Consider the following 23,185-nt stretch of genomic DNA (forward strand, 5'->3'; position numbering starts at 1 on the left):
ACGAACCGGGCCGGGACGCGGCCGAGAGAAGGAAAGGAGAAATTTCAAATGAGAATGAAGGTGTCCGACTACATTGCAAAAAAACTGACGGAATCCGGGATTACCGACGTATTCATGGTAACGGGCGGCGGCGCCATGCATCTGGACGACGGCCTTGGGCATGAGCCGGGGCTTCACTGCATCTTCAATCACCACGAGCAGGCCTGCGCCATTGCGGCAGAGTGCTATGCGCGAATTCACAATAAAATTGCGGCTGTCTGTGTCACCACCGGCCCCGGCGGAACCAACGCCATCACCGGCGTCGTGGGGGGCTGGCTGGATTCGATCCCGATGTTAATCCTTTCCGGCCAGGTGCGCTACGATACGACGGCCAGGAGCACGGGCCTCGGGATCCGCGCCATGGGCGACCAGGAATTTGATATCGTAAAAGCCGTGGACTGCATGACAAAATATTCGGAGATGGTTTTAGACCCCATGCGGATCCGCTTCTGTCTGGAAAAGGCACTGTATCTTGCCCAGTCCGGCCGTCCCGGCCCCTGCTGGCTTGACATCCCGTTAAACGTCCAGGGCGCCTATATCGAGACGGACGAGCTTCTCGGCTTTGACAAAGACGACTACGAAAACGGCGGTACCGGCTGGAGCGCCCATGGAACGGGCTGTGCCGGCTGTACCTTATGCATGATGAATAAAATTTCCGGCCGTCCCGTGATGATTCCCGAGGACGTGGCCGGCCAGGGTGAAAAGCGCCAGGTGCTTCCGAAGCCGGTGACGGTGGAGACGGCGCGGACAATTTTAAAGAAGGTACGGGAGGCAAAGCGGCCGGTTATCAACGCCGGAAACGGCATCCGCATCGGAAAAGCCTATGACGTGTTTGCAAGAGTTGTGGAAAAACTCGGAATCCCGGTGGTAACGGGCTGGAACAGCTTAGACTGCATGTACGACGAGCATCCTCTTTACGTGGGCCGTGCCGGGCACATGGGCGACCGTCCCGGAAACTTTGCCGTCCAGAACAGCGACCTGCTCCTTTCCCTCGGAAGCCGCCTTTCCATCCGCCAGGTGGGCTACAATTACCCGACCTGGGCCAGGGAGGCGTATGTGATCTACAATGATATCGACGAAGAAGAATTAAAGAAGCCGACGGTCCATGTGGACATGCCGGTTCATGCGGATGTAAAAGATCTTCTGGAAAAGCTGGAGCTTGTGCTTGACGAAGAGGAATTCATGCCGGAGGGCGGCCCGAAGGACAAAAAGGCCGTGGACTGGTGGGTGAAACGCTGCCAGGAATGGAAGGAAAAATATCCGGTCGTCCTGCCGAAGCACTACGCGGCCGGGGACGATGCGCCGGCCAACATCTACGCGGCCATCAAGGAAATCAGCCGCCGCGCCGAGGAAGGCCAGATTACGGTTGTCGGAAACGGCTCCCCCTGTGTGGTGGGCGGCCATGCCTATGAGATGAAGAAAGGCCAGCGGTTCATCAGCAATTCGGCCATCGCCTCCATGGGCTACGACCTGCCGGCGGCCATCGGCGCCTGCGTGGCAGACCATACCCAGGACATCATCCTTGTGACCGGCGACGGCAGCATCCAGATGAACATCCAGGAGCTTCAGACCATTATCCATCACAAGATGCCGATTAAGATTTTCCTTATCAACAACGGCGGCTACCATTCCATCCGCCAGACCCAGAAGGCCCATTTCCATGAGCCCCTTGTGGGCGTCGGCGTGGACAGCGGCGATTTGAGCTTCCCCGATATGGAAAAGCTCTCCTGGGCATACGGCTATCCTTATGTGGCCGCGCACCATAACAGCGAGCTTGGTGCGGCCGTGGAAAAGACCTTAAAGACGGAAGGGCCGGTGATCTGTGAGATTTTCGTGGATACCGAGCAGAAATTCGAGCCCAAGGCCGAGGCGAAGATGATGCCGGACGGAACCATGGTTTCCGTGCCCCTTGAAGATCTGGCGCCGTTCCTTTCCGATGAGGAAATGGATGAAAACATGATTATCCCGCGGGTGAGGGAGAATAAATGAGAATCATCATGACAGGGGCGACCAGCTTTGTGGGCGCCGCGGCGGCCGGGCGGCTTCTGGAGGACGGGCATACCGTCATCGCTGCTGTCCGCCCGTCTTCCGGGAAAATACATCTTCTGACAGGGAAACATGAGCAGGCGCTTAAGGAAAAACGCCTGCTCATCATAGAAAATGACCTGGAAACACCGGAAGGACTTTTAAAGCAGGTTTCCAGAGAAGACGGAACCGTGTTCTGCCATTTCGGCTGGGGCGGTTCGGGAAGCGGTGCCAGGGAGGAAAAAGCGCTTCAGGAGAAAAACCTTGCGGCGTCCCTAAAAACTGCCGAGGCGGCCGCAGAGCTTGGCTGCACGCGGTTTTTCTTTTCCGGCTCCCAGGCGGAGTACGGGATGCACAAAGAACTCATGGGGGAAGAGACAGCCTGTCGTCCACGTTCCTTTTACGGTGAGGCCAAGCTTGCCATGAGGGAGCGCGGAGAGGAACTCTGCAAAAAGCTTGGGATGCAGTATGTCCACGGCCGGATTTTCAGCGTCTACGGGCCGGGAGACCATCCCTGGACGTTAGTGGAAAGCTGTCTGCGGGCGTTTACGGCGGGGGAAGAGCTTTCCATGGGCAAATGCCTTCAGATGTGGAACTTCCTCTATATTGATGATCTGGCAAAAGCCGCGGCAGGGCTCTGCGAGGCGGAAGCGCCGGCTTTTAACGAGATAAAAAATCCGGTTTTCAATCTTGCGGGGAGCGAGACGAGGCCCCTGCGGGAATTCGTGGAAGAAATCCATGCGGCCTGCGGAAAAAGAGGGACGCCGCGCTTCGGGGTGCGGCCGGAAAATGCCGAGGGGCCTGTGAATCTGATCCCCGATATCCGGAAGCTCTGCGGTTTTCTTAAGTGGGAGCCGGAAGTTCCCTTTTCAGAAGGGATCCGGCGGATGCTTTCTGACCGGACGGCCTGAAAAGATGCTGATCCTGCCGTGGTTCCTGCGCGGCCTGCCGCAGGCTCCGCCAGGCATGAAAGTCAGATGGCTTCGCGCTTTGCGCTCTCGCCATCTGCCGGAGCATTCGCAATCCGGCCTATCGGCCTGCTTGCTCATACTCCTTAGCCCGTCCAATGTTGATGCGTCTGCGCGTGCAGGCACGCTCATCCACATCGCCGCTGTCCGGGACTTTCATAGTAAAAAACAGGGAAGAATGTTGACAAACAGCAGATTCCGGATACAATGGTAAAAGCGAAGAAAAAAGGAAGAAGACTATCATACGATGAAGAAAATCAGTATTTTGATCCCGTGCTACAACGAAGAAGAAAATGTGGTTCCCATCAGCGAGGCGGTTATTGACATCATAACAAGGGAGCTCCCGGAATATGATTACGAGCTCTTATTTATCGACAACGATTCCAGTGACAATACAAGGCCGCTTCTTCGGAGCCTGTGTGCGGGAAACCCGAAGATCAAGGCGATTTTCAACGCCAGGAACTTCGGCCAGTTCAATTCGCCTTACTACGGGATTTTGCAGGTGACAGGCGACTGCGTGATTTCCATGGTGGCCGATTTCCAGGATCCTGTGGAGCTGATCCCGAAATATGTCCATGAATGGGAAAACGGCTATAAAATCGTCATCGGCATCAAGACCAGCAGCCGGGAAAACCCGGTGATGTACTGGTTAAGAAGCTGTTATTATAAGTTAATCCGAAAGCTCTCCGACGTGGAACAGATCGAGCATTTCACGGGCTCCGGCCTCTACGACAGGCAGTTTATCGAGGTTTTGAGGAACCTGGATGACCCGACGCCGTTCCTTCGCGGCATTGTGGCGGAGCTGGGCTTTAAGAGGAAGGAAATCCCCTACGAACAGCCGAAGCGCCGGGCCGGGAAGACCCACAACAATTTCTTCCGCCTTTACGACGCGGCCATGTTGAGCTTCACGTCCTACACAAAAGCGGGGCTAAGGCTTGCGACATTTTTCGGCGCCTTCTGTTCCGGCGTAAGCTTCTTCGTGGGATTCATCTACCTTGTGATGAAGCTTTTATACTGGGACAGGTTCCCGGCCGGCATGGCGCCGGTGCTCATCGGCATGTGCTTTTTGGGGTCTGTCCAGATCTTTTTTATCGGTCTTTTAGGTGAATATATCATGAGCATCAATACCCGCGTCATGCACCGTCCCCTTGTCATCGAGGAGGAGAGGATCAATTTTGACGCAGGCGAGACAGAGGAGAAAGCATGAGATACAGTGTGGACGTGGTGCGGATCCGGGAAAATTCCATCCAGCTAAACGGATGGGCCATCGGAAAGACGCCGGATTCCGCGATATCCTTCGATGTGGAGGACGGGAACCATAAAAGCATCATTCATAAATACGTGTCCACCAGGCGGGACGACGTGAGCCAGATCTATTTCAAGAAGACAGTGGACAAAGATCTGGGCTTTGATATCCAGTTCGCCTACGAGAGAGGAAAGGACTATTATCTGGTAATCCGCGGTGACGGCAGGAAAATCCGGGTAAAATATAATGAAGAGCTGATTGCGAAGCGTTCCAGCGTGGCCCATAAGAGAAGACAGAAAATCAAAGACCTGATGAACATGGAGACGGTTCGGGTGGCCTATGATTTCTGGAAGGAAAATGGCCTGAAGGCCTTATTTTTAAAGTCCAAGCACAAGCTCCAGGGCATCGACAACGACTACGACTACGGCGAGTGGTGGGAGCTTACAAAGCCAACAAGCGAGGAACTTGAGGCACAGAAAGCCGAAACATTCCCGTACATGCCGAAGTTTTCCATCGTGATCCCGGTGTTTAAGACGCCGGAAAAATATTTAAAGGAAATGCTGGATTCCGTGCGGGCACAGACCTACGGAAACTGGGAGCTCTGCATCGCCGACGGAAGCCCGGCCGGACAGAGCGTCGAGCGCATTTTAAAAAAATACGCGAAAGAAGACCCGCGGATCCATTATAAAATCCTCGGGGAAAACCTGGGGATTTCCGGGAACACCAACGCAGCCCTGGAGGCGGCGGACGGCGATTTCATCGTCCTTGCCGACCACGATGATAGAATGACGGAAAACGCCCTCTATGAGTGTGCAAAGGCCATCAACGAAAATCCCGGCTGCGACGTCCTCTACTCCGACGAGGACAAGCTGGACATGGACGGCGGCGCCCTTTTTGACCCGCATTTTAAGCCGGATTTCAACCAGGATCTCCTTTGCAGCGTCAATTACATCTGCCATTTGTTTGTGGTGAAGCGAAAGCTTCTTGAAAAGACCGGAGGCTTCCGCCATGAGTTCGACGGCGCACAGGACTACGATTTTATTTTCCGCTGCACCGAGGCGGCAGAGAACATCGTCCATATCCCGAAGGTTCTGTACCACTGGCGCTGCCATCAGGACTCCACGGCCAGCAATCCGGAGAGCAAGCTGTACGCCTTCGAGGCCGGTTCCCGCGCCATCATGGCTCACTATGAGCGTGTGGGGATCCGGGCAGAAAAGGTGGAAAAGGGCATCGACTACGGCATCTACCACACAAAGTTCCTCCTGGACGGCGAACCGCTTGTCTCGGTGATTATCCCAAATAAAGACCATCGCCAGGATCTCGACAACTGTATCCGGCCGATGCTTATGAAGGGAACCTATAAAAATCTGGAATTCGTGGTGGTGGAGAACAACAGCACGGATCCGGAGACGTTCCGTTATTACGAAGAAATCCAGAAGGAATTCCCGAACGTTCATGTGGTGCGCTGGGAGCGGGAGTTTAACTATTCCGCCATCAACAATTTCGGTGTAAGCCATGCAAACGGGGAGTATCTTCTGTTCATGAACAACGATATCGAGCAGATTGCGGAGAATTTCGTCGAGGAAATGCTCGGCTTCTGCCAGAGGGACGACGTGGGGATCGTCGGCGCAAGGCTGCTTTATGAGGACGACACGATCCAGCATGCCGGCGTCGTCGTCGGCTTCGGCGGCATTGCCGGCCACACCTTCATCGGCCTGCACAAAGCCGAAAGCAGCTATTTCCACCGGGCCATGTGCGCCCAGGATTACAGCGCCGTGACGGCGGCCTGCATGATGAGCAAAAAGTCTGTGTTCCAGGCGGCAGGCGGCTTCTCCGAGGAGTTAGCCGTGGCCTTCAACGACATCGACTACTGCATGAAGGTGCGCGCCCTTGGGAAGCTTGTCGTCTATGCGCCCTATGCGGTGCTCCATCACTATGAGTCAAAATCGAGAGGGCTCGAGGACACGCCGGAGAAGGTGGCAAGATTCAACCGGGAGATCGCCATATTTGCAAAGAAGTGGCCGGAAATCCTGGAAAAAGGCGACCCATACTACAACCCGAACCTGACCTTAAGAAAGTCCAACTTTGCGCTCCGCGACCTGAAAAAGGAGAAAATCGGGGAGCCGTATAAGCTGGAGGTGCCTCTCGATTAGAAACGGAAGGGATAAGATGCAGATCAGAACGACAGTAATCATTCCAAATTACAACGGGCTTCATTTCATGGAGGACTGCCTGGCGTCCTTAAAAGAGCAGTCTGTCCGGGATTTTAAAATCCTCGTGGTGGACAACGGCTCCACCGACGGCAGCGCCGAATGGCTGAAAGAGCAGGGGATCCCGACGATTTTCCTTTCGGAAAACACCGGCTTTTCCGGCGCCGTAAACACGGGGATCCGGGCGGCCGACACGCCGTATGTGCTGCTTTTAAACAACGATACGACGGTGGACTTCCGCTTCGTGGAGATGCTTGAAAAGACCATCAGCCGCTCCGATAAGATTTTCTCCGTGAGCAGCCGTGTCCTTCAGATGCATGAGCCGGAGCTTCTCGACGATGCCGGCGACATGTACAGTCTTCTCGGCTGGGCTTACCAGAGAGGCGTCGGGCGGCCGGCGAAAAAATACGGCGGCTACCGGAAGGTTTTTTCGGCCTGTGCATGTGCGGCCATTTACAGACGTTCCGTATTTGGTACCATCGGCTATTTTGATGAAATGCACTTTGCCTATCTGGAGGACATCGACGTGGGCTGGCGGGCCAAGCGGTACGGCTATGACAATATCTACTGCCCCGAGGCCATTGTGTACCATGTGGGGAGCGGCACCAGCGGCTCCAAATACAATGCCTTCAAGGTAAAGCTTGCTGCCAGGAACAGCGTCTATCTGAATTATAAAAACATGCCCCTTTTCCAGCTTCTCATCAATTTCCCGTTCCTCGCGGCAGGAACCCTGGTAAAATACGGCTTTTTTAAGAAGCTGGGCTTCCATAAAGAATATGCGGCCGGGCTTAAGGAGGGCTTTTTAACCGTGGCTTCCTGCAAAAAGGTGCCGCGGCTTCGCGGGAGCTTCCGGGCCTGCGTGGGGATCCAGTTGGAGCTTGTCTGGGGAACCTTCGTCTATGTCTATGAATTTCTCCGGCGGCAGATCGCAAAGAAGGCTGTCCGGCAGAAAAAGAACAGAGAATCTTAAGAAAACTTTTATTTCAATATCCGGCAGTTTCATGTATAATAAGACAGAAAATCGTGGAGAATCCCCTTTTTCACCGCCAAAACCGGCAGCGGGGATGACGAAACAAGCAGGTGAGATCTATGATTAAAGATAATCAGGCCAGCCTGAACCGGCTTCATGTCGTGCTGGATGCCCTGGTGACTGCGGTCTCCTATGTTCTGGCGTGGTATATCGTAATCGGCAGCGGATGGGCGGCCCAGCTTGGAAAGGGAACGCTTCCGCCGGCATTTTATTTCGGGACGCTGGCCGTGGTGCTTCCGTCCTATCTGCTTCTTTATTCCTGCTTTAACCTGTACGCACCGAAGCGGGTGCTCGGGCGCAGGAATGAATTTGGAAGAATTTTTAGGGCAAATACGATTGGGCTTCTGATTTTTGGTCTGGTGTTGTTCCTTGGAAGAAAGGAACCGCACCTTTTCAATTTCTCTCAGAGGCTTGTCGTTTACTTTTATATTATCAACACCGTCCTGATGACGGCGGAGCGGAACGCAATCCGCATCACGATCCGTTCCATGCGCTCCCGCGGCTATAACCAGAAGCACATCGTGTTAGTGGGATACAGCAGCGCCGCTGAGGGCTTTATCGACCGGGTGCGCCAGAATCCCGAATGGGGCTACCAGATCCGCGGCATCCTGGATGACAGGATGGAGCGAGGAAGCGAGTACGGCGGCATTAAGGTCATCGGCTGCATCGACGATCTGGACTACATCCTGGAACAGAACAGTACCCTGGATGAGATCGCCATTACGCTGAGCCTTGGCGACTATGAAAAGCTGCGGCATATTGTGGCCATGTGCGAAAAATCCGGCGTCCATACGAAATTTATTCCGGATTATGGGAATATTATTCCTACGGTACCGTATATGGAAGACCTTCAGGGGCTTCCGATTATCCACATCCGCCATGTGCCCTTAAACAACATGATGAACGCGGCCGTAAAGCGCGCCGTGGATATTGTGGGCGCACTGGTTGGGATTGTGCTGTTTTCGCCGGTCATGGCCGTGGTTGCCATACTGATTAAGCTTACCTCCCCCGGGCCTGTGATTTTCTGTCAGGAGCGGGTGGGGCTTCACAACAGACCGTTTAAAATGTATAAGTTCCGTTCCATGACGGTGCAGGATCCGGGCAAGGAAAAAAGCCGCTGGACGACGCCGGGAGACTCCCGCGTTACGTCCGTCGGGAAATTTATCCGGAAAACCAGCATCGACGAGACGCCCCAGTTTTTCAATATCCTGAAAGGCGATATGAGCCTGGTGGGGCCGAGGCCGGAACGTCCGTTTTTCGTTGAGAAATTCAAGGAAGAGATTCCAAGGTATATGATAAAGCACCAGGTTCGTCCCGGCCTTACGGGCTGGGCGCAGGTCAACGGCTACCGCGGCGATACGTCCATCATCAAGCGGATCGAGCATGACCTCTACTATATCGAAAACTGGAGCCTGGGGCTGGATTTCAAAATCATGTTTCTGACAATCTTTAAAGGATTTATCAATAAAAATGCGTATTAGGCGAGGATATCAAGTATGAATTATGAAGACGAGTTAGAGCGGGTGAGAGCCCAGAGAAGCAGAAGGCGTCAGAGCCGGGCGGCCGTCGCCAGGACAGCCGATGCGGGTCAGGCCCAAAGGCTTGGCTTTTCAGGCGGTACAGAGACCGCCGGCCGTTCCCGGTCGAGAAAGAATTCTGCGGCAAGGAGTCAGGAGACGGAAGGCCAGGAGATTTGGACGTCCACGGCGGATCCCGGGAGCCGCGCCGGCAGAAGCCAGGCGTCCGGCGGCGGGATATCCGGCGGAAACGGCGGTTCCGGCTACGGCGGAAGCCATGTTTCTGGGTACCGGGGGCCGAGAAAACGGAAAAAACCGGACAACAAAAAGAAGAAAATCATTATCCGTGTTGTGATAGCCGTTGTTTTGATCCTGGCGGCTGCCGTGTTCGGAGCCTGGTACTATGTCCATTCTCTTTTTGCCGGGGCCAACGACAATGAAATCGATCCAAACAAGGTAGAGGGCAGTATCAACTTAAACCAGGAAGTCCGTGAGGAGATCGAAAAGGGCTACTGGACGTTTGCCGTGTTCGGCGTGGACTCCAGGGACGGTTCCACGGGTTCCGGAAACCAGGCTGACGTTATCATGATTGTCAACGTGAACAGGGAGACGGGAGAAATCAAGCTGGTTTCTGTGTTCCGTGACACGTACCTGAATATCTCTGAGAAGAACAGCTACAATAAGATCAACGCGGCCTATGCCCAGGGCGGGCCGGAGCAGGCCATGATGGCCTTAAACAAGAACCTGGATTTAAGCATTACCCAGTACGCGACCTTCAACTGGACGGCCGTGGCGACGGGAATCAACATCCTGGGCGGCATTGACATCGACATCAGCAAGTCCGAGTTTTACTACATCAATGCCTTTATTACGGAGACGGTAAAGGGAACCGGCATCGGTTCCGTTCAGCTAAAGAGCGCCGGCTTAAACCACTTGGACGGCGTGCAGGCTGTGGCTTACGGACGTCTGCGTCTGATGGATACGGACTATGCCCGTACCGAGCGCCAGAGGCTTGTCATTGCAAAGGCCTTTGAGAAGGCAAAGCAGGCTGATATTGCGACACTGAACAGCCTGGTAGGCAATATGTTTGCCCTCTGTGCGACGAACATCAATGAAATAGATATCCTGAAGATGGTAGGCAACGTGAATAAATACCATCTCGGCGAGACAATGGGCTTCCCGGCAGCGCGCGGGGAGCAGAAGATTAAAATTGGAAAGTACAATCAGGACTGCGTCATTCCGCAGACGCTTGAGAGCAATGTAAAGAGCCTTCATGAATTCCTTTACGGAGCAGAGGACTATACGCCGAGCAGTACCGTGCTTTCCATCAGCAGCAAGCTTTCGGAGATTACCGGCCTTTATAAGGAAGGACAGGAGATCGGCCATGTGCCGACAGACAAGGGATATATCCCGAAGAGTACGACGGCTGCGGCTCCGGCTACAACGGCCGCAGAGACCGAGTCAGAGACAGAGCTTGAACAGAGCTCTGAGGGCGAGTCTTCCTCCGGCGAGTCCACAGGGGAAACCACGGAGAGCGGCGGAATTCTTCTGGGGCCGGGAGAGACGCTTCCGTCGACAGTACAGACAGACGAAAACGGAGAAATCATTGTGCCGTCAAGCCCGTATCCGGGAAGTTCGCCCGCGTATGAGCCGTCTTCGTCAGGCCAGTACAGGCCGAGCAGCCCGGCTGACATGGCGACTATGCACACGACCGAGGGCTACGGGCCAGGCTCTGACCCGACGACAGCCGCTGTGCCGGAAGCCACAACCGCCCCGTCCGGCGTGACGTCGCCGACATCGGGCTCTTCCAGCTCTGTGATTATTTCACCGACGACTGCGGCGTCTCCGACGACGTCCGCATCCCCGGCAGGACAGACGTCCCCAGCTGCGCCGACGAGTTCAGCGTCCCCGACAGCGCCCACAAGCCCGACCGCGTCCTCGCCCCAGGAGATTGTCCAGGGCAGCGGCGGCCCGGCTTCAACCGCGACCAGCGGGGCAGCCGAGGTGCCTGGAGCAGGAGCATAAAAAGTGAATCGAAAAGAAAGAGAAACCTGAATGGAGCCGGATCGTGAGAGATCCGGCTTTATTCAGGTTTTTTCTGTCCCTCCCGGAACGGATGAATGAAAAGGGAAGATCGGCAATAGGATGGTTATAGCAGAGTTTCAGAGAGGGGGATCTTATGTCAGACGATATCAGAATGCCAGGCAGGAGGAAATGCGCCGTGAGAGCCATGGAAGGCCCAACAGCCGCCATCACAGCCGGAGCCTGCGGATTTCGCATGGAAAGCGATGTCCTGGAGGCGACAGCAGGAAAGGGGGAAATGATATGGCAGATGCGTTTACACTGACCGATTTTTTGATTGATATCAGCAAGGTAAGTTTCCTGTGCATGCTGGCATTCCTGATCCGGCCGCATTTGAAATTTGCCCACAAATTTTATTTTAACATCGGGTTAATTGCCGGAGTAATCGGCCTGCTCCTCGGTGAACAGGTTCTGGGCCGGTTTTCGCCGGTCTGTCTCACCTTTTCAAGCGGCTTTTCCCAGTGGTCGAATTTCCTTCTGGTTATTATTTTTGCCAGCACTTTTCTGGGATCCGCCGGCGCCGGAAACTTTGGACGTGACATTTTATGCACGACATGTCTGACCGGCTCCATTTTCATGATGCAGGTCATTGTCGGTATCCTGATTGCCGTTGGACTGTCGTTCTTCATGAAAGATCTTCCCATTGCCGTCGGACTTCTTCCCGTATCCGGTTTTTATGGCGGACAGTCATCGGCAGCGATCATGGGAGGCGTATTTGCGACGGAAGGCTGGGAGGACGCCCTGGCTATCGGCATCGTCTACGCCACCATCGGCATGTATGTGGCTCTGGTCTGCGGCATGTGGTTTGTAAACTGGGGAATCCGGAAGGGGTATTCCATCCGGAAGGCACACAATGAAAATGACCGGATACAGAGTGAAATCACAGGTCTTTTGGCACCGGAAGAAAGAAAACCCATTGCCAGAGCCATCACCAATTCCGGCGTCATGAGCCCTCTGGCCTTTCAGATCATGATTATCGGCCTTGTGATCGGAATTTCCAATATTTTCCGGGAGGCCATGATTGCTGTTTTCCCATTCTGGGAAAGAATCCCGCTCCATACCAACTGTCTCGTGCTCGGTGCGGTCATTGGGATTGGCCTTGGGAAGACAAAGTATAACCAGTATGTTGACCGCGGAACCATTCGTATGATTTCAGGCCTTTGCCGGGAATTTGTCGTTGTGCAGGCTGTCGCCACCCTGCGGCTCAGTGTTTTTGCCGATTTCTTCGTGCCGATCCTGATTTCCTCGGTCGTAATCTGTGCCCTGACGGCGTTCATGGCAATCTTCCTTTCAAAAAGATGGTACACCGAGAACTGGTTCGAGTTTGCATCCGGCATTTTCGGACAGTGCACCGGCTCTCTGACAACTGGTCTCGTCCTCATCAACATTATGGATCCGGAAGGCGATACACTGGCAGCGGAAGGCGTCTCCGGCTCCAGTACCATCGGCTCCTTCTGGCAGCAGCCGTATAATACCATCGGCGCCATCGCCATGATGTCGGCTCCCTTTGCCGTCCTTGGAGTTACTGGTGTAATCTTTGTTGTCCTGCTGGCAGCCGGCTTCCTGATTTTTGGGCGGCACGCGGCGAAGCAGAGGGCTTTATAGAAGGGGAAGAAGCAAAAGTGCCGGAAGTGCAGAAGTGCGAGGGCCGCAGAATACAAAAAGGGGCTGCCAAATTCATGGCAGCCTCTCTTTTCCCATCCATCAATCTTCCGTATAACGGTCATACCCTGTATAGGTCACGCGTCCCTCGGAGTCAGTGCAGTAGTAGACGCCGTCGGAGTCGGTCACGTTTTTCTTTTTCTTGGCCAGAAGCCCGCTGGTATTCACCAGGTACTCTGTCCCGTCATGGACGACGATTTCGTACTTGGTGCCGGATTCGGCCCTGAGCCGGCGGCCGTTGTCGTAGATGTAGTTGCCGTCTACGCCGTCGATGCCGCGTCCCTTATCGCTTCCCGACGATTTGAAGGCGTAGGTGTATGTATTGCCGTCCAGGTCAATGGTGGCGTTTCCGGTCTTGACGCGTCCGTTGTTTTCGTCCATGTAATAGACGCCCCAATCGTCCTCGTCGTCGCCGGGAAGGTCGTCCTCGGACTCGATGTCGTCGTATGCGAGAATCTCCTTGTTTTCCACCCTCATTTTCTTAAGGCCGGTCATCAGCTCGCCGTACTCGTTGAAGGCATAGACATCACCGCTGATGGTCTTTATCTGGCTGACAGCCAGATCCCCGTCGCTTGCCGCATAGAACCAATAGCTGGTGCCGTCAGAATAGCCTTCGGAGTCCATGTCCTCGTCGGGAACGGCCTCGAACCAGCCTGTCCGCAGGGAGCAGTCTTCCTCGTCGCCGTAGTAATGCCAGTGCTCGTCGCCGTCCTCCTGAACCCATCCGGTCTGGGCAGCGCCGTGCTCGTTAAAGTAATATTTCTTCCCGTTGATGGTTTCCTGGTCGCTCGTTTTCTTCTTTCCGGCTGCGGAGAAGTAGAACCAGTAGGACGGTTCAATATCGTCTTCATTGTCATAATCCTGAACGCTCGTATAGAGCCAGTTATTTACGATGAGAGCGCCGCCGTTGTTGTCACCGTCGCCGTAGTAGAGGGCGTCCTGCCATGCGCTTTCATCGGTGAGGGCCTCGCCGGACTCGCTGATCCAGCCGGTCAGCATCCTGCCGTACTCGTCAAAGACATATTTCTTCCCGCCGATCTCTTCAACGGCCGCTTTGCCGTTTTTGCTGCGGTACGCCCTTCCGTCGCTGCCGAAATAGTACCAGTTCACATCGTTCGGAACTGAACTGCTCTGCTGGGAGGTATTCTCCAGCTCCCGCCACTCGTTTTTCACCATGGCACCGGAGGAGTTTACATAATAGTAGTTTTCATTGATTTCGAGAAGTCTGCTGCGTACCATGTAGCCGTCGCTTCCAAGATAATAGCTGTGCCCGCCGTCTTCCTTCCAGCCATCCTTAAAAAATTCGCCGTTGTTCAGCGTATAGACCCACTCGCCGTTGTCCATGGTCCAGTCGGCAAGGGAGGTAAAGGCGGTTCCCAGTGTCATGAGTGCAGAAACGCCGATCACTGCGGCCCCGATCATTCGTTTTTTCATACGTGTTAAGCCTCCTGTGAGAGAATTTTTTCATATACCCGCTTCTTATAGCATACCATTAAAGCTGCATGTAAGTCCAGCAGAATTTGGGGGAATGCCGCGAAAAACGCGTGGCTAAATAAATTGTGAACAGCCTCTTTTTCTGGTATGATAGAAAGGAAAAGGGGATTGTGGTATGGAAGAAATACTGCCATCCCATATCAGGGCTTTATGATGCGGTTTACATAAAAATAATAAAAGGGAGAAAAAACATGGAAATTCAAGAAAACCGGATAATAACCAGAATAGAAACACTTGCAGCATTTAACATGACACCAGGAAATGGAATCACACGTTTTTCATACAGTGATCAGGACAGGCTGGCTCGAAATTATATCGAACAGCAGTGCAGCTTGATGGGGATATCTGTCCAGACCGACCCGCTCGGAAATATCCGGGCACGATACAATGGGCAAGATAATTCGCTTCCTCCTGTTTGGATTGGCTCTCATATTGACAGTGTCCGAAATGGAGGAAAGTACGATGGAGTTGTTGGGGTCATATCGGCTTTAGAGGTACTGAACGTCCTGTATGAGAATCAGATAACGCCTCTCAGGCCAGTGGAACTTGTTATTTTCGCAGAAGAGGAAGGCTCCAATTTTGGGACAACGATGATAGGAAGCAAAGCTATCGTTGGAAAATGTGATGAAGAGTATCTTAAGCAGCTTACTGCGGAAACCGGGCATACCGCATATGAGATGATACAATCCTTTGGACTTGCGCCGGAACATCTGGAACAGTGCCGCATTAAGAAAGGCCAGATTCATGCCATGATCGAGATGCATGTTGAGCAGGGGGCTGTATTGGACCGGAAAGGTCTGACAATTGGCGTAGTGCAGGCAGTTGCTGGTATGCGTACCTATCGGATAGAGATTACCGGAGAATCAAATCATGCCGGAGCAACTCCGATGAATATGCGGCATGACCCTATGACAGCGGCCGCAGAGTTAATATGTGATGTTGAAAAATATGCACAGGCAGAGGTCTATGAAACAACGGTTGCGACGGTTGGCGAGATTGCATGCATTCCAAATGCGTCCAATGTCATACCGCAGAAAATACAGTTCAGCGTAGATATCCGTGACGTACAGGAAGACGGTATCGAAAGCATGGCCGATTACCTCCGGTGCAGATGTACCCAGCTGGCATGTGAAAGGGGCGTATCAATTACAATCCATGAGATAGGCAGCTCCAAATGTATTCATCTCTCTCCCCGCATTACAGGGCTGATTGAAGACGTAACCCGTCAAAAGAAATTGCCGTATCAATGCATGAACAGCGGTGCAGTCCACGATTCGGCTATGCTGACGGAAATAACAGACGTAGGTATGATATTTGTCCCGAGCGTAAACGGGAAAAGCCATAATCCGCAGGAATATACAGAAAGTACCGACATTAAACATGGTGCAGAAGTCCTTTTGGAAACCGTATGCAGGCTGATGATGGAAAAATGATGAAAGGCATGCCTCACGGAATAAAAATGAAGCTTCCTATTCCCTGTGCAGATGTGAACATATTTTTCACAAAAATCTTTCTTGTTCCTGCCTTCTATTTTCGCTATAATAGAGGAAAAACGTGACAATAAGGAGAAACATATGGATTGCAGCCGATTTAAAGAAAATACGGAACGGGTGGTGGAGAGCTGTTCCCGCGTGATTGTCGGAAAGGAGAAGGCCATCCGGCTGATCTTCACAAGCTTTCTCTGTTCCGGCCATGTGCTGTTGGAGGACGTGCCGGGTACTGGGAAGACGATGCTGCTCAGGGCATTTGCAAAGACCATCGGCAGCGGGTTCAAGCGCATCCAGTTTACGCCGGACCTGCTTCCGTCGGATCTGACAGGAATCAATTTTTACAACCAGAAAACAGGGGAATTCGAGTTCCGCCAGGGCCCGCTGTTTACGAACATTGTGCTGGCGGACGAGATCAACCGCGCCACGCCGCGGACCCAGTCCAGCCTTTTGGAGGCCATGGAGGAGGGACAAATCACCGTGGACGGCATCAGCTACCGGATGGACGAGCCGTTTTTCGTCATGGCGACGCAGAATCCCGTGGAATCCTACGGAACTTTCCCGCTCCCGGAGGCGCAGCTTGACCGGTTTTTCATGAAAATCAGCCTTGGTTACATGACGAGGGAACAGGAGCTTGCCGTCATCGCAAGGAAGCCGGCGGCCGATATTTTAGAGACGCTGACGCCGGTGATTTCGCCGGAGGAGATTGCGGCCATGAAGGCAGAATTCCCACAGGTTGCTGTCTGTAAAGAGGTAGCCGGCTATATTATGGATCTGGTGGAAAAGACCAGGACAGAGAGCCGGTTCGTCACCGGCGTCTCGACCCGCGGCGCCATCGCCCTTTACCGCGCCTCCCAGGTGACGGCTGCCTGCGCCGGAAGGAACTTTGTGATTCCCGAGGATGTGCTGGAGACGGCGCCGTATGTCTTGAGCCACAGGATCATTTCCCGCGGCGGCGAGAGCTTCGAGGACGCCAAAAAATATCTGATGCGGCTGGCAGAGACGGTTCCTGTCCCGCTGGAGAACGTAAGATGATACTGTTTCTTGTTCTGTTTGCGGCCGTTTTGTATGCGGCCGAAAAATATTCGCTGGTTCACGCGTTCGACAAGGTGACCGTGGAGACGGCCACGGACCGGGTTTTGGTGGAGCCGGGAGAGGAATTTTCCTGGTTCCTCACGATTACCAACGGAAAACGGACAATGGTACCGTATTTGGGAGTAAGAGAGGCCGTCCCGGAGGGGCTGTATTTTTCGGAGACAGGAAAGCCGGTGGAGAAAAAGGATGTTTCCGGCTTAAGCTCCGTCCTCTATGTGGCGGGAAAACAGCAGGTGAAAATGGAAAGAAAGGTGGCGCTTCCCAGGCGCGGCCGGTATTTTTTCCGCGGTTCATCGGCGGAAGCCGGCGATTTCCTCGGCTTTAAAAGCATCTATGGCTACTATCCGGAACTAAAAGAGATGGTTGTGAAGCCGAAGGCGCTTCCCACGGCTTCCGTGGAGACGGTTCTTGGCGGTTTCCTCGGGGAGTATTCGGTGAAAAAAAGCCTGTTTGAGGATCCGATGATTACCATCGGCTTCCGGGAGTACACGGGAAGGGAGCCGTTCCGCTCCATAAGCTGGCTCCAGAGCGCCAAAGCCGGCCGGCTCATGGTGCGCCAGTATGACAGCACGGCAGACCTCTCCTGTACGGTTCTTCTCAACACGGACTGCGAAAATGAGGAGCGCCGGTCTGAATGGCTGGAGCTCTGCTATTCTGCGGCCAGGAACATCTGCGAGGAGCTGGAGCGGAAAAAGCTGGCCTATGATTTTAAGACCAACGGCATCATTGCCGGGGCCATGGGAAACTGGAACCAGGTGGGCGACGGCCTCGGGGCCGGCCATCTGGAGACGGTTTTAGAGGGGCTTGGGCGCATGACCTACGGCTGCCGGGAAAGTGCTGCGGAGTTTTTCTCCAAGGCGGCCAGAGGGCTTCCGGGAAAGCGGAATTTCATTATTGTGACGCCGGGGCGGGGCCAGTCCTTTGCCGCAGGGCTTTCCTGTCTGGAGGAGGCCTCCGGCGCCAGGGCGCTTGTGTTTGATGCAGCGGAAATGGAGGGGGAACATGGCCGTCTTGATTCTTAAATTCCTTACGGATCTGTCCTGGTACCTGGCAATCGTCTTTCCTCTGATGGTGGCGGCGCCAGTCCTTCTTAAAGTCATCCTTACGGCTGTTCCGGCGGCCTGGGCCGTGTGGCTCATGATAACCGGGAGAAAGCGGGACATGGGCGGCGGCGCCCAGGATGCGATCCTGTTTGAGGGAAAGCTTCTGGCGGTTGCTGCCATTCTGGAGCTTGCGATGCTGGGGGTCAGCCGGTGGCAGTCCCAGTGCGGCGTGTTTGTCCTGGCCTTCTTTGTTTTCGGAATCCTGCTTTTGAGGGTCAGCCGCGTTTCGGAAGCGGAACAGAGCAAGGCGAAGTTTCTGGGGCTTAACGGCCTGTATCTTTTTTTATTGGCCGTCTGCGCCTTCCTTCTTTCCATGCGGCCTGTCCGGGAGGCGGCAGTCTCCTTTGTGAGCGGCATGTACCGGTACCTGATCCTGCCGCTTCTGATTCTCATGGTGCGTGCCCTTGTGCTGGTATTTGAGATTCTCGGCCGGTTTATTCCGGCGCTTGAGCCTCTCTCTCAGTATGAGGCGGAGCTTACGCTCGAGACAGGGCTTGAGGCAGAGACGGCCCAGATGACTGTGTCGGAGACGCCGGTCTTTTTCAAGGTTTTCGGCATCCTGCTTGCGGCTGTGCTCGGTTTTTTATTTCTGCGTTACCTGTACCGGAAATTTTCCGACGTGGGCCGGTATGACGGGCGTGACAACGCCGGGACTTCCGTCCGGGAACAGCTTTCGCCGGGCGGTGAGAGGCAGAGCGGATGGGGGGAACTTTCCTCGGAACGGAATATCCGCTATTACTATCGGAAATTTTTAAAGTTGTGCAGAAAGCGCGGCCTCTATCCCGAGGGCATTGCGACGAGCCTGGCCGTAGAACAGGCGGCCCGCAGCTTGTGGCAGGAAGACGGGCTTTCGGCTTTCCGGGAACAGTATTTAAAGGTTCGCTACGGCGGCCATAAGGAAAGCAGCGAGGAGAAAAAGAGAGACAGGGAGCAGTACCGGAAGTTAAAAGCGGAAGAAAAGGAATACAGATAGAAAAAGGCCCCGTTTCGGCCGGTAAGATGATATGCTCCCTTCTAGGTAGACAGTTGAAATAATAAAACTGTTTATCAAGGAGGGAGCATTTCTTATGCGTAAATATTCTGCTGAAGATAAATTACGAATGGTAAAGCTTATTTTGGAAGCTAAACATAGTATTACATCTGTATCAACAGGCGAAGGAATTCATCCTACTACTTTAGAAGAATGGATTCGTAATTATCAGTCTATGGGTTCAGAAACCTTTTACAACAAAGGATGGACCAAAAGAACTTCTGCCGAGAAAGAGATTGCCGTACAAGAGTATCTTTCTGGTCTTGGTTCACTACGTGATATTTGTAAAAAATATAAAATTTCCAGTACTCGTACACTCAGGCAATGGATTGCGCTGTATAATGGTCATAAGGAACTGAAGGCTTCCAGAACAGGAGGATGTAGTCTTATGACCAAAGGAAGAAAAACAACGTTTGAAGAAAGAGTGGAAATTGCATCCTACTGCATTTCCCATGGCCATAACTATGCTGAAACATCAGAAAACTTTAAGGTGTCCTATCAGCAGGCACGAAATTACACTATCAAATACGAAACAGGCGGAGTTCCTGCATTACAGGATAACCGCGGCAAAAGAAAATCGGAAGATTCTCTTACAGAGGTGGAAAAGCTTCAAGCGGAGTTGAAACTGGAAAAAGCCAAACGGCAACGTGCAGAAATGGAGTTATCATTCTTAAAAAAATTAGAGGAAATCGAAAGGAGGCGGGGCTGAGCCTGATCCGCCACGAGCATATCTATCAGGCTGTCAAAGAAGAACAGAAAGAACACGATTATCCGATACAGGAGCTTTGTAAGATTGGCGGTGTTTCAAGGGCGGCTTATTACAAATGGCTGAACCATGAAATGTCAGAGAATGAACAGGAAAACCGAAAAATTGCGGAACTGATAGAAAAAATCCACATAGAATCACCTGATAAGGGTTATCGCAGAATCCGTGATGAGTTGGAGCGTTACCATGACATTGATGTAAATGATAAACGTGTTTTGCGCATCTGCCGGAAACTTGGTATCAAATCCACCATTAAATATGCAAACGATAGCTGTACAAGACAGGATGCAAATCCACAGTACATAGCCGAAAATATCCTGAATCGTGAATTTACGGCAGAAGCTCCGAATGAAAAGTGGTTGACCGATGTAACGGAATTTCATTACTATATCGGAAATGAAAAGCACAAGGTATATTTAAGTGCAATTCTTGACCTGTATGACCGAAGAATCGTATCCTACCGTATTGGAGACAGTAATAGTAATGCATTAGTGTTTGATACCTTTGATGATGCAGTCAAAGATAATCCTGATGCACATCCAATGTTTCACAGTGACAGAGGCTTTCAATACACCAATAGAGCCTTTCATGCAAAACTTGAAGCAGCAGGGATGATGCAGAGCATGTCCAGAGTAGCAAAGTGTATCGATAATGGACCAATGGAAGGATTCTGGGGAATTCTAAAACGGGAGCGTTATTATGGTAAACGATTTATGGACAGAGAATCACTGGTGGTCATGATAGAGAAATATATCAATTACTATAACAACAGACGTTTGCAGAGGAAGCTTGGTATAGTAACACCAATGGAGAAACACGAAAAATATTTACAGGCAGCGTAAAAATCTGCCAGCAGGTGATACCTACTGGCAGAAAAAAATTATATTTTTTTGATTGTCTACTTGACGGGAAGCAGTTCAAGATACCGGCCGGAGCGGGGTTTTTATGGGCGTTTTTCGCCTTTTTCCATATACTGCTTCGCATCTTTTAAGAAGCTGGCGACAATCAGAAGAATCACGGCGGCGATGGGAAAGGCCGCGATGATGGAGACGGACTGGAGATTTGCCATGGAGTTGTCGCTGAACACCAGGGCAATGGGGAACAGGATCAGCATGACGGCCCAGAAAATGATCACGGCGTTGTGGGGCTTTTCGTCTCCCGTGAGCTCCTTGTAGGTATAGCCGGAGGCCACCAGGGAGATGGAGTCAAAGCTCGTGGCATAAAAGGCAATCATAGCAAGGCCTAAAAGAATCAGGACGGCGGCCGGGAACGGGAGCGTCTGCACAATGGAGAGGATCACCGAATACAGGTCGCCGGTGGCTTCATAGAGGGCCATGACGTCAAGGCGTCCCGACTCCTGGAGCCCGAGGCTGTAATTCCCGAGGATGATGAAGCTTAAAAAGGTGCTTCCGAGGCTGTAAACATAGCCGCCTAGGATCGTCTGCCGTACCGTGCGGCCGCGGGAAATGCTGCCGATGAAAAACGGCGCCGCCACGCACCATACCATCCAGTAGGCCCAGTAAAAAATCGTCCAGTTCTGGGGGAATGACGTTTCCCTTAAAGGATCTGTATAGGTTGCCATGGAAAAGAAATTCTGAGCCAGGTTCCCGATGGCGGAAAAGCCTGTCTCAAGGATATACCGCATTTCACCGCCGAAGAACAGGACATAGGCCAGAAGGGCAAAAAACAGGTACATGCAGGCAGCGGCCAGTCTGGCAATGCCTTTCATCCCGCCGGCCACGGACACCGTATAGACGATGCAGGTCACGATCAGGATGGCGATGGTGATCCATTTGGAGGACGGAATGCCAAAAAGCGTGGAAACAATCTGGGAGAGGAGCGGCGTCGCCAGTCCGAAGGTCGTGGCCGTTCCGGCTAAAAGGGCAAACAGTGCCAAAAGGTCGATGAGGCGGCCCCAGAAGCCGTCGACGCGGGAACCGAGAAGCGGCCGGCACGCCTCGGAATATTTCTGCTTTTTGCAGCCGCGCACATGGATCATGAAGCCGAAGGCCACGGCTAACACCAAATAAAACCCCCAGGGGATCGGCCCCCAGTGGAAGATCGGGAAGGTACTCGACCAGATCTGCATGCTGCCGAGCTCGGCAAGGTGCGGATCGGAGGCGTAGAGGATCCACTCACAGAGGGAGTAAAAGAGGATGTCGGCGGCCAGACCGGCGGTAAACATCATGCTGCCCCATGTGAAGGCAGAATATTTCGGCTTTTCTCCCGGCTTTCCGAGACGGATATCCCCGTATCTGGAGAAGGCCAGATAGAGGGAGAGGAGAAAGATGCCGAGGCCGATGACGAGATAATAGAGGCCAAGGGTGTCTCCTAAAAGAAAACGGATCCATTCCAGGAGCTTTTTTGAGGATTCCGGAAATGCCGTAAAGCTTATAAAAAGGAACAGGATCAGGGCAAAGGGGATGACGGCAGCCGGCCAGTCAATCTGCTCCCTCAGCGGGCGGCTTGCTTGTTTTTTGTTGTCCATATGTTTACCTCTTGCGTTCAAAAAAATGATTTATTACTAATTATTGAACATTATAGCATTGCCGGGGAGAGAATGCAAGGGGCAGTTTCTGAACTTTCTCTTACATATGTAAAAAATACTTGACATTATAAAAGAAATATTGTACCTTATGGTTAAAGGAGGCGGATACATGAAAAATCTACGAATGAAAGCGGCCAGGGCGGCGAAGGACATGTCCCAGAGCGAGCTGGCCGAGAAAGCAGGCGTTACGCGGCAGACTATCGGGATGATTGAATCAGGAGAATATAATCCGACGTTGAACCTGTGTATTAAAATCTGCCGCGTGCTGGACAAGACACTGGATGAACTTTTCTGGGAGGAGGAATAGTATGGACGAACGTGTAAAAGGAGAGTACAGACAAATTTATTCAGAGCTTTTAAGCATCATTCTTGTATTTACGGCCGTATCTCTTTTGGTGAAATTTTTCCTTTTTGATGCGGCGGTGTCGGAGTGTGTGACGGAATTCGTGATCCTTGTGTTTTCACCGGTTTACCTGGCTGTGCGCCAGTTCATGCGCGGCATCGGCCCGGAGGATGCGGTACCGGCAAAGCGGCAGAAAATCCGGTTTTTCTGTGCCCTGGGCGGCGCAGGGCTCGGATATCTTGCGGCGTCGGCCGCCCAGGGCGGCCTGACAGACGGCGGCGTATGGGGGAATTTCCTGATCTTTATCGTTTTCTTTACCCTGGTATATTATGCGTCGGGAAAGATTGGGAAACATTTCTCGGAAAAGACGGCGAAGCAGTATGAGGACTGATGGGAAGGAGATACTTTCTTCTGAAGAAAGGTTTCGAAAGGAGAGTTCCGGGGCCGGCCTCGCCATCAATTTGGCGCAGGCCGGCTCTTTGTCCTTTTTACGGGATCTTCAAGGATAGACGAAAGCAGCCGCCAACTACTGCGAATAGT

Annotated in this window: 19 protein-coding genes; 17 read left to right on the forward strand and 2 right to left on the reverse strand. The window is 52.8% G+C overall.

Features of this window, described 5'->3' with window-relative positions:
* Window positions 1-48: 48 nt before the first annotated feature.
* The 9 genes from KE531_11630 (at window position 49) to KE531_11670 (ending at window position 12,722) form a co-directional block, all read left to right on the forward strand.
* Window positions 49-2,028, forward strand: coding sequence for a thiamine pyrophosphate-binding protein (locus KE531_11630; GenBank protein ID MBR9954250.1), 1,980 nt, complete (start codon window positions 49-51; stop codon window positions 2,026-2,028).
* Entirely contained in the window at window positions 2,025-2,975 is a 951-nt protein-coding gene (locus tag KE531_11635) for an NAD(P)-dependent oxidoreductase (protein ID MBR9954251.1), read from the forward strand. Before KE531_11630 ends, KE531_11635 begins: the two co-directional genes overlap by 4 nt.
* A gap of 304 nt (window positions 2,976-3,279) precedes the next feature.
* Window positions 3,280-4,239, forward strand: a complete 960-nt coding sequence (locus tag KE531_11640) for a glycosyltransferase family 2 protein (GenBank protein MBR9954252.1) — start codon at window positions 3,280-3,282, stop codon at window positions 4,237-4,239.
* Complete coding sequence (locus KE531_11645; GenBank protein MBR9954253.1) at window positions 4,236-6,431, forward strand: glycosyltransferase family 2 protein; 2,196 nt, start codon at window positions 4,236-4,238, stop codon at window positions 6,429-6,431. The genes KE531_11640 and KE531_11645 overlap by 4 nt, the downstream gene beginning before the upstream one ends.
* A gap of 16 nt (window positions 6,432-6,447) precedes the next feature.
* Window positions 6,448-7,458, forward strand: a complete 1,011-nt coding sequence (locus KE531_11650) for a glycosyltransferase family 2 protein (GenBank protein ID MBR9954254.1) — start codon at window positions 6,448-6,450, stop codon at window positions 7,456-7,458.
* Between the two features lie 119 nt (window positions 7,459-7,577).
* Window positions 7,578-8,999, forward strand: a complete 1,422-nt coding sequence (locus tag KE531_11655) for an undecaprenyl-phosphate glucose phosphotransferase (GenBank protein MBR9954255.1) — start codon at window positions 7,578-7,580, stop codon at window positions 8,997-8,999.
* A 15-nt stretch (window positions 9,000-9,014) separates the two neighbouring features.
* Complete coding sequence (locus tag KE531_11660; GenBank protein ID MBR9954256.1) at window positions 9,015-11,060, forward strand: LCP family protein; 2,046 nt, start codon at window positions 9,015-9,017, stop codon at window positions 11,058-11,060.
* A 154-nt stretch (window positions 11,061-11,214) separates the two neighbouring features.
* Entirely contained in the window at window positions 11,215-11,382 is a 168-nt protein-coding gene (locus KE531_11665) for a hypothetical protein (protein ID MBR9954257.1), read from the forward strand.
* A complete protein-coding gene (locus KE531_11670; GenBank protein ID MBR9954258.1) occupies window positions 11,361-12,722 on the forward strand; it encodes a sodium:glutamate symporter in 1,362 nt (453 codons plus the stop codon). Before KE531_11665 ends, KE531_11670 begins: the two co-directional genes overlap by 22 nt.
* 99 nt (window positions 12,723-12,821) lie before the next feature.
* Here KE531_11670 and KE531_11675 read toward each other — a convergent pair whose 3' ends face one another.
* The gene (locus tag KE531_11675; GenBank protein ID MBR9954259.1) at window positions 12,822-14,213 is read right to left on the reverse strand and encodes a cell wall-binding protein; all 1,392 of its coding nucleotides are present in this window, start codon (window positions 14,211-14,213) and stop codon (window positions 12,822-12,824) included.
* Window positions 14,214-14,383: 170 nt separating this feature from the next.
* Between KE531_11675 and KE531_11680 the strand changes: the two genes are divergently transcribed.
* The 6 genes from KE531_11680 (at window position 14,384) to KE531_11705 (ending at window position 20,596) form a co-directional block, all read left to right on the forward strand.
* Window positions 14,384-15,706 carry a Zn-dependent hydrolase gene (locus KE531_11680; protein MBR9954260.1) on the forward strand — a complete coding sequence of 441 codons (1,323 nt, stop codon included), beginning with the start codon at window positions 14,384-14,386 and terminating at the stop codon, window positions 15,704-15,706.
* A gap of 141 nt (window positions 15,707-15,847) precedes the next feature.
* Window positions 15,848-16,795 (forward strand): AAA family ATPase, encoded by a 948-nt coding sequence (locus KE531_11685; protein ID MBR9954261.1) that lies wholly within the window; start codon window positions 15,848-15,850, stop codon window positions 16,793-16,795.
* Window positions 16,792-17,877 carry a DUF58 domain-containing protein gene (locus tag KE531_11690; GenBank protein MBR9954262.1) on the forward strand — a complete coding sequence of 362 codons (1,086 nt, stop codon included), beginning with the start codon at window positions 16,792-16,794 and terminating at the stop codon, window positions 17,875-17,877. Before KE531_11685 ends, KE531_11690 begins: the two co-directional genes overlap by 4 nt.
* Window positions 17,858-18,931, forward strand: a complete 1,074-nt coding sequence (locus KE531_11695; protein MBR9954263.1) for a hypothetical protein — start codon at window positions 17,858-17,860, stop codon at window positions 18,929-18,931. Before KE531_11690 ends, KE531_11695 begins: the two co-directional genes overlap by 20 nt.
* Before the next feature lie 94 nt (window positions 18,932-19,025).
* The gene (locus KE531_11700) at window positions 19,026-19,697 is read left to right on the forward strand and encodes a transposase (GenBank protein ID MBR9954264.1); all 672 of its coding nucleotides are present in this window, start codon (window positions 19,026-19,028) and stop codon (window positions 19,695-19,697) included.
* Window positions 19,667-20,596, forward strand: a complete 930-nt coding sequence (locus KE531_11705) for an IS3 family transposase (protein MBR9954265.1) — start codon at window positions 19,667-19,669, stop codon at window positions 20,594-20,596. Before KE531_11700 ends, KE531_11705 begins: the two co-directional genes overlap by 31 nt.
* Window positions 20,597-20,697: 101 nt before the next feature.
* Here KE531_11705 and KE531_11710 read toward each other — a convergent pair whose 3' ends face one another.
* Window positions 20,698-22,242 carry a BCCT family transporter gene (locus tag KE531_11710; protein ID MBR9954266.1) on the reverse strand — a complete coding sequence of 515 codons (1,545 nt, stop codon included), beginning with the start codon at window positions 22,240-22,242 and terminating at the stop codon, window positions 20,698-20,700.
* Window positions 22,243-22,411: 169 nt separating this feature from the next.
* Here KE531_11710 and KE531_11715 point away from each other — a divergent pair, with 169 nt between their 5' ends.
* Both KE531_11715 and KE531_11720 read left to right on the forward strand, forming a co-directional pair.
* Window positions 22,412-22,609 carry a helix-turn-helix transcriptional regulator gene (locus tag KE531_11715; GenBank protein ID MBR9954267.1) on the forward strand — a complete coding sequence of 66 codons (198 nt, stop codon included), beginning with the start codon at window positions 22,412-22,414 and terminating at the stop codon, window positions 22,607-22,609.
* A gap of 1 nt (window position 22,610) precedes the next feature.
* Complete coding sequence (locus tag KE531_11720) at window positions 22,611-23,036, forward strand: hypothetical protein (GenBank protein ID MBR9954268.1); 426 nt, start codon at window positions 22,611-22,613, stop codon at window positions 23,034-23,036.
* Window positions 23,037-23,185: the final 149 nt, after the last annotated feature.

Source organism: Eubacteriaceae bacterium Marseille-Q4139 (genome assembly GCA_018223415.1).
Classification (GTDB): domain Bacteria; phylum Bacillota; class Clostridia; order Lachnospirales; family Lachnospiraceae; genus CABSIM01.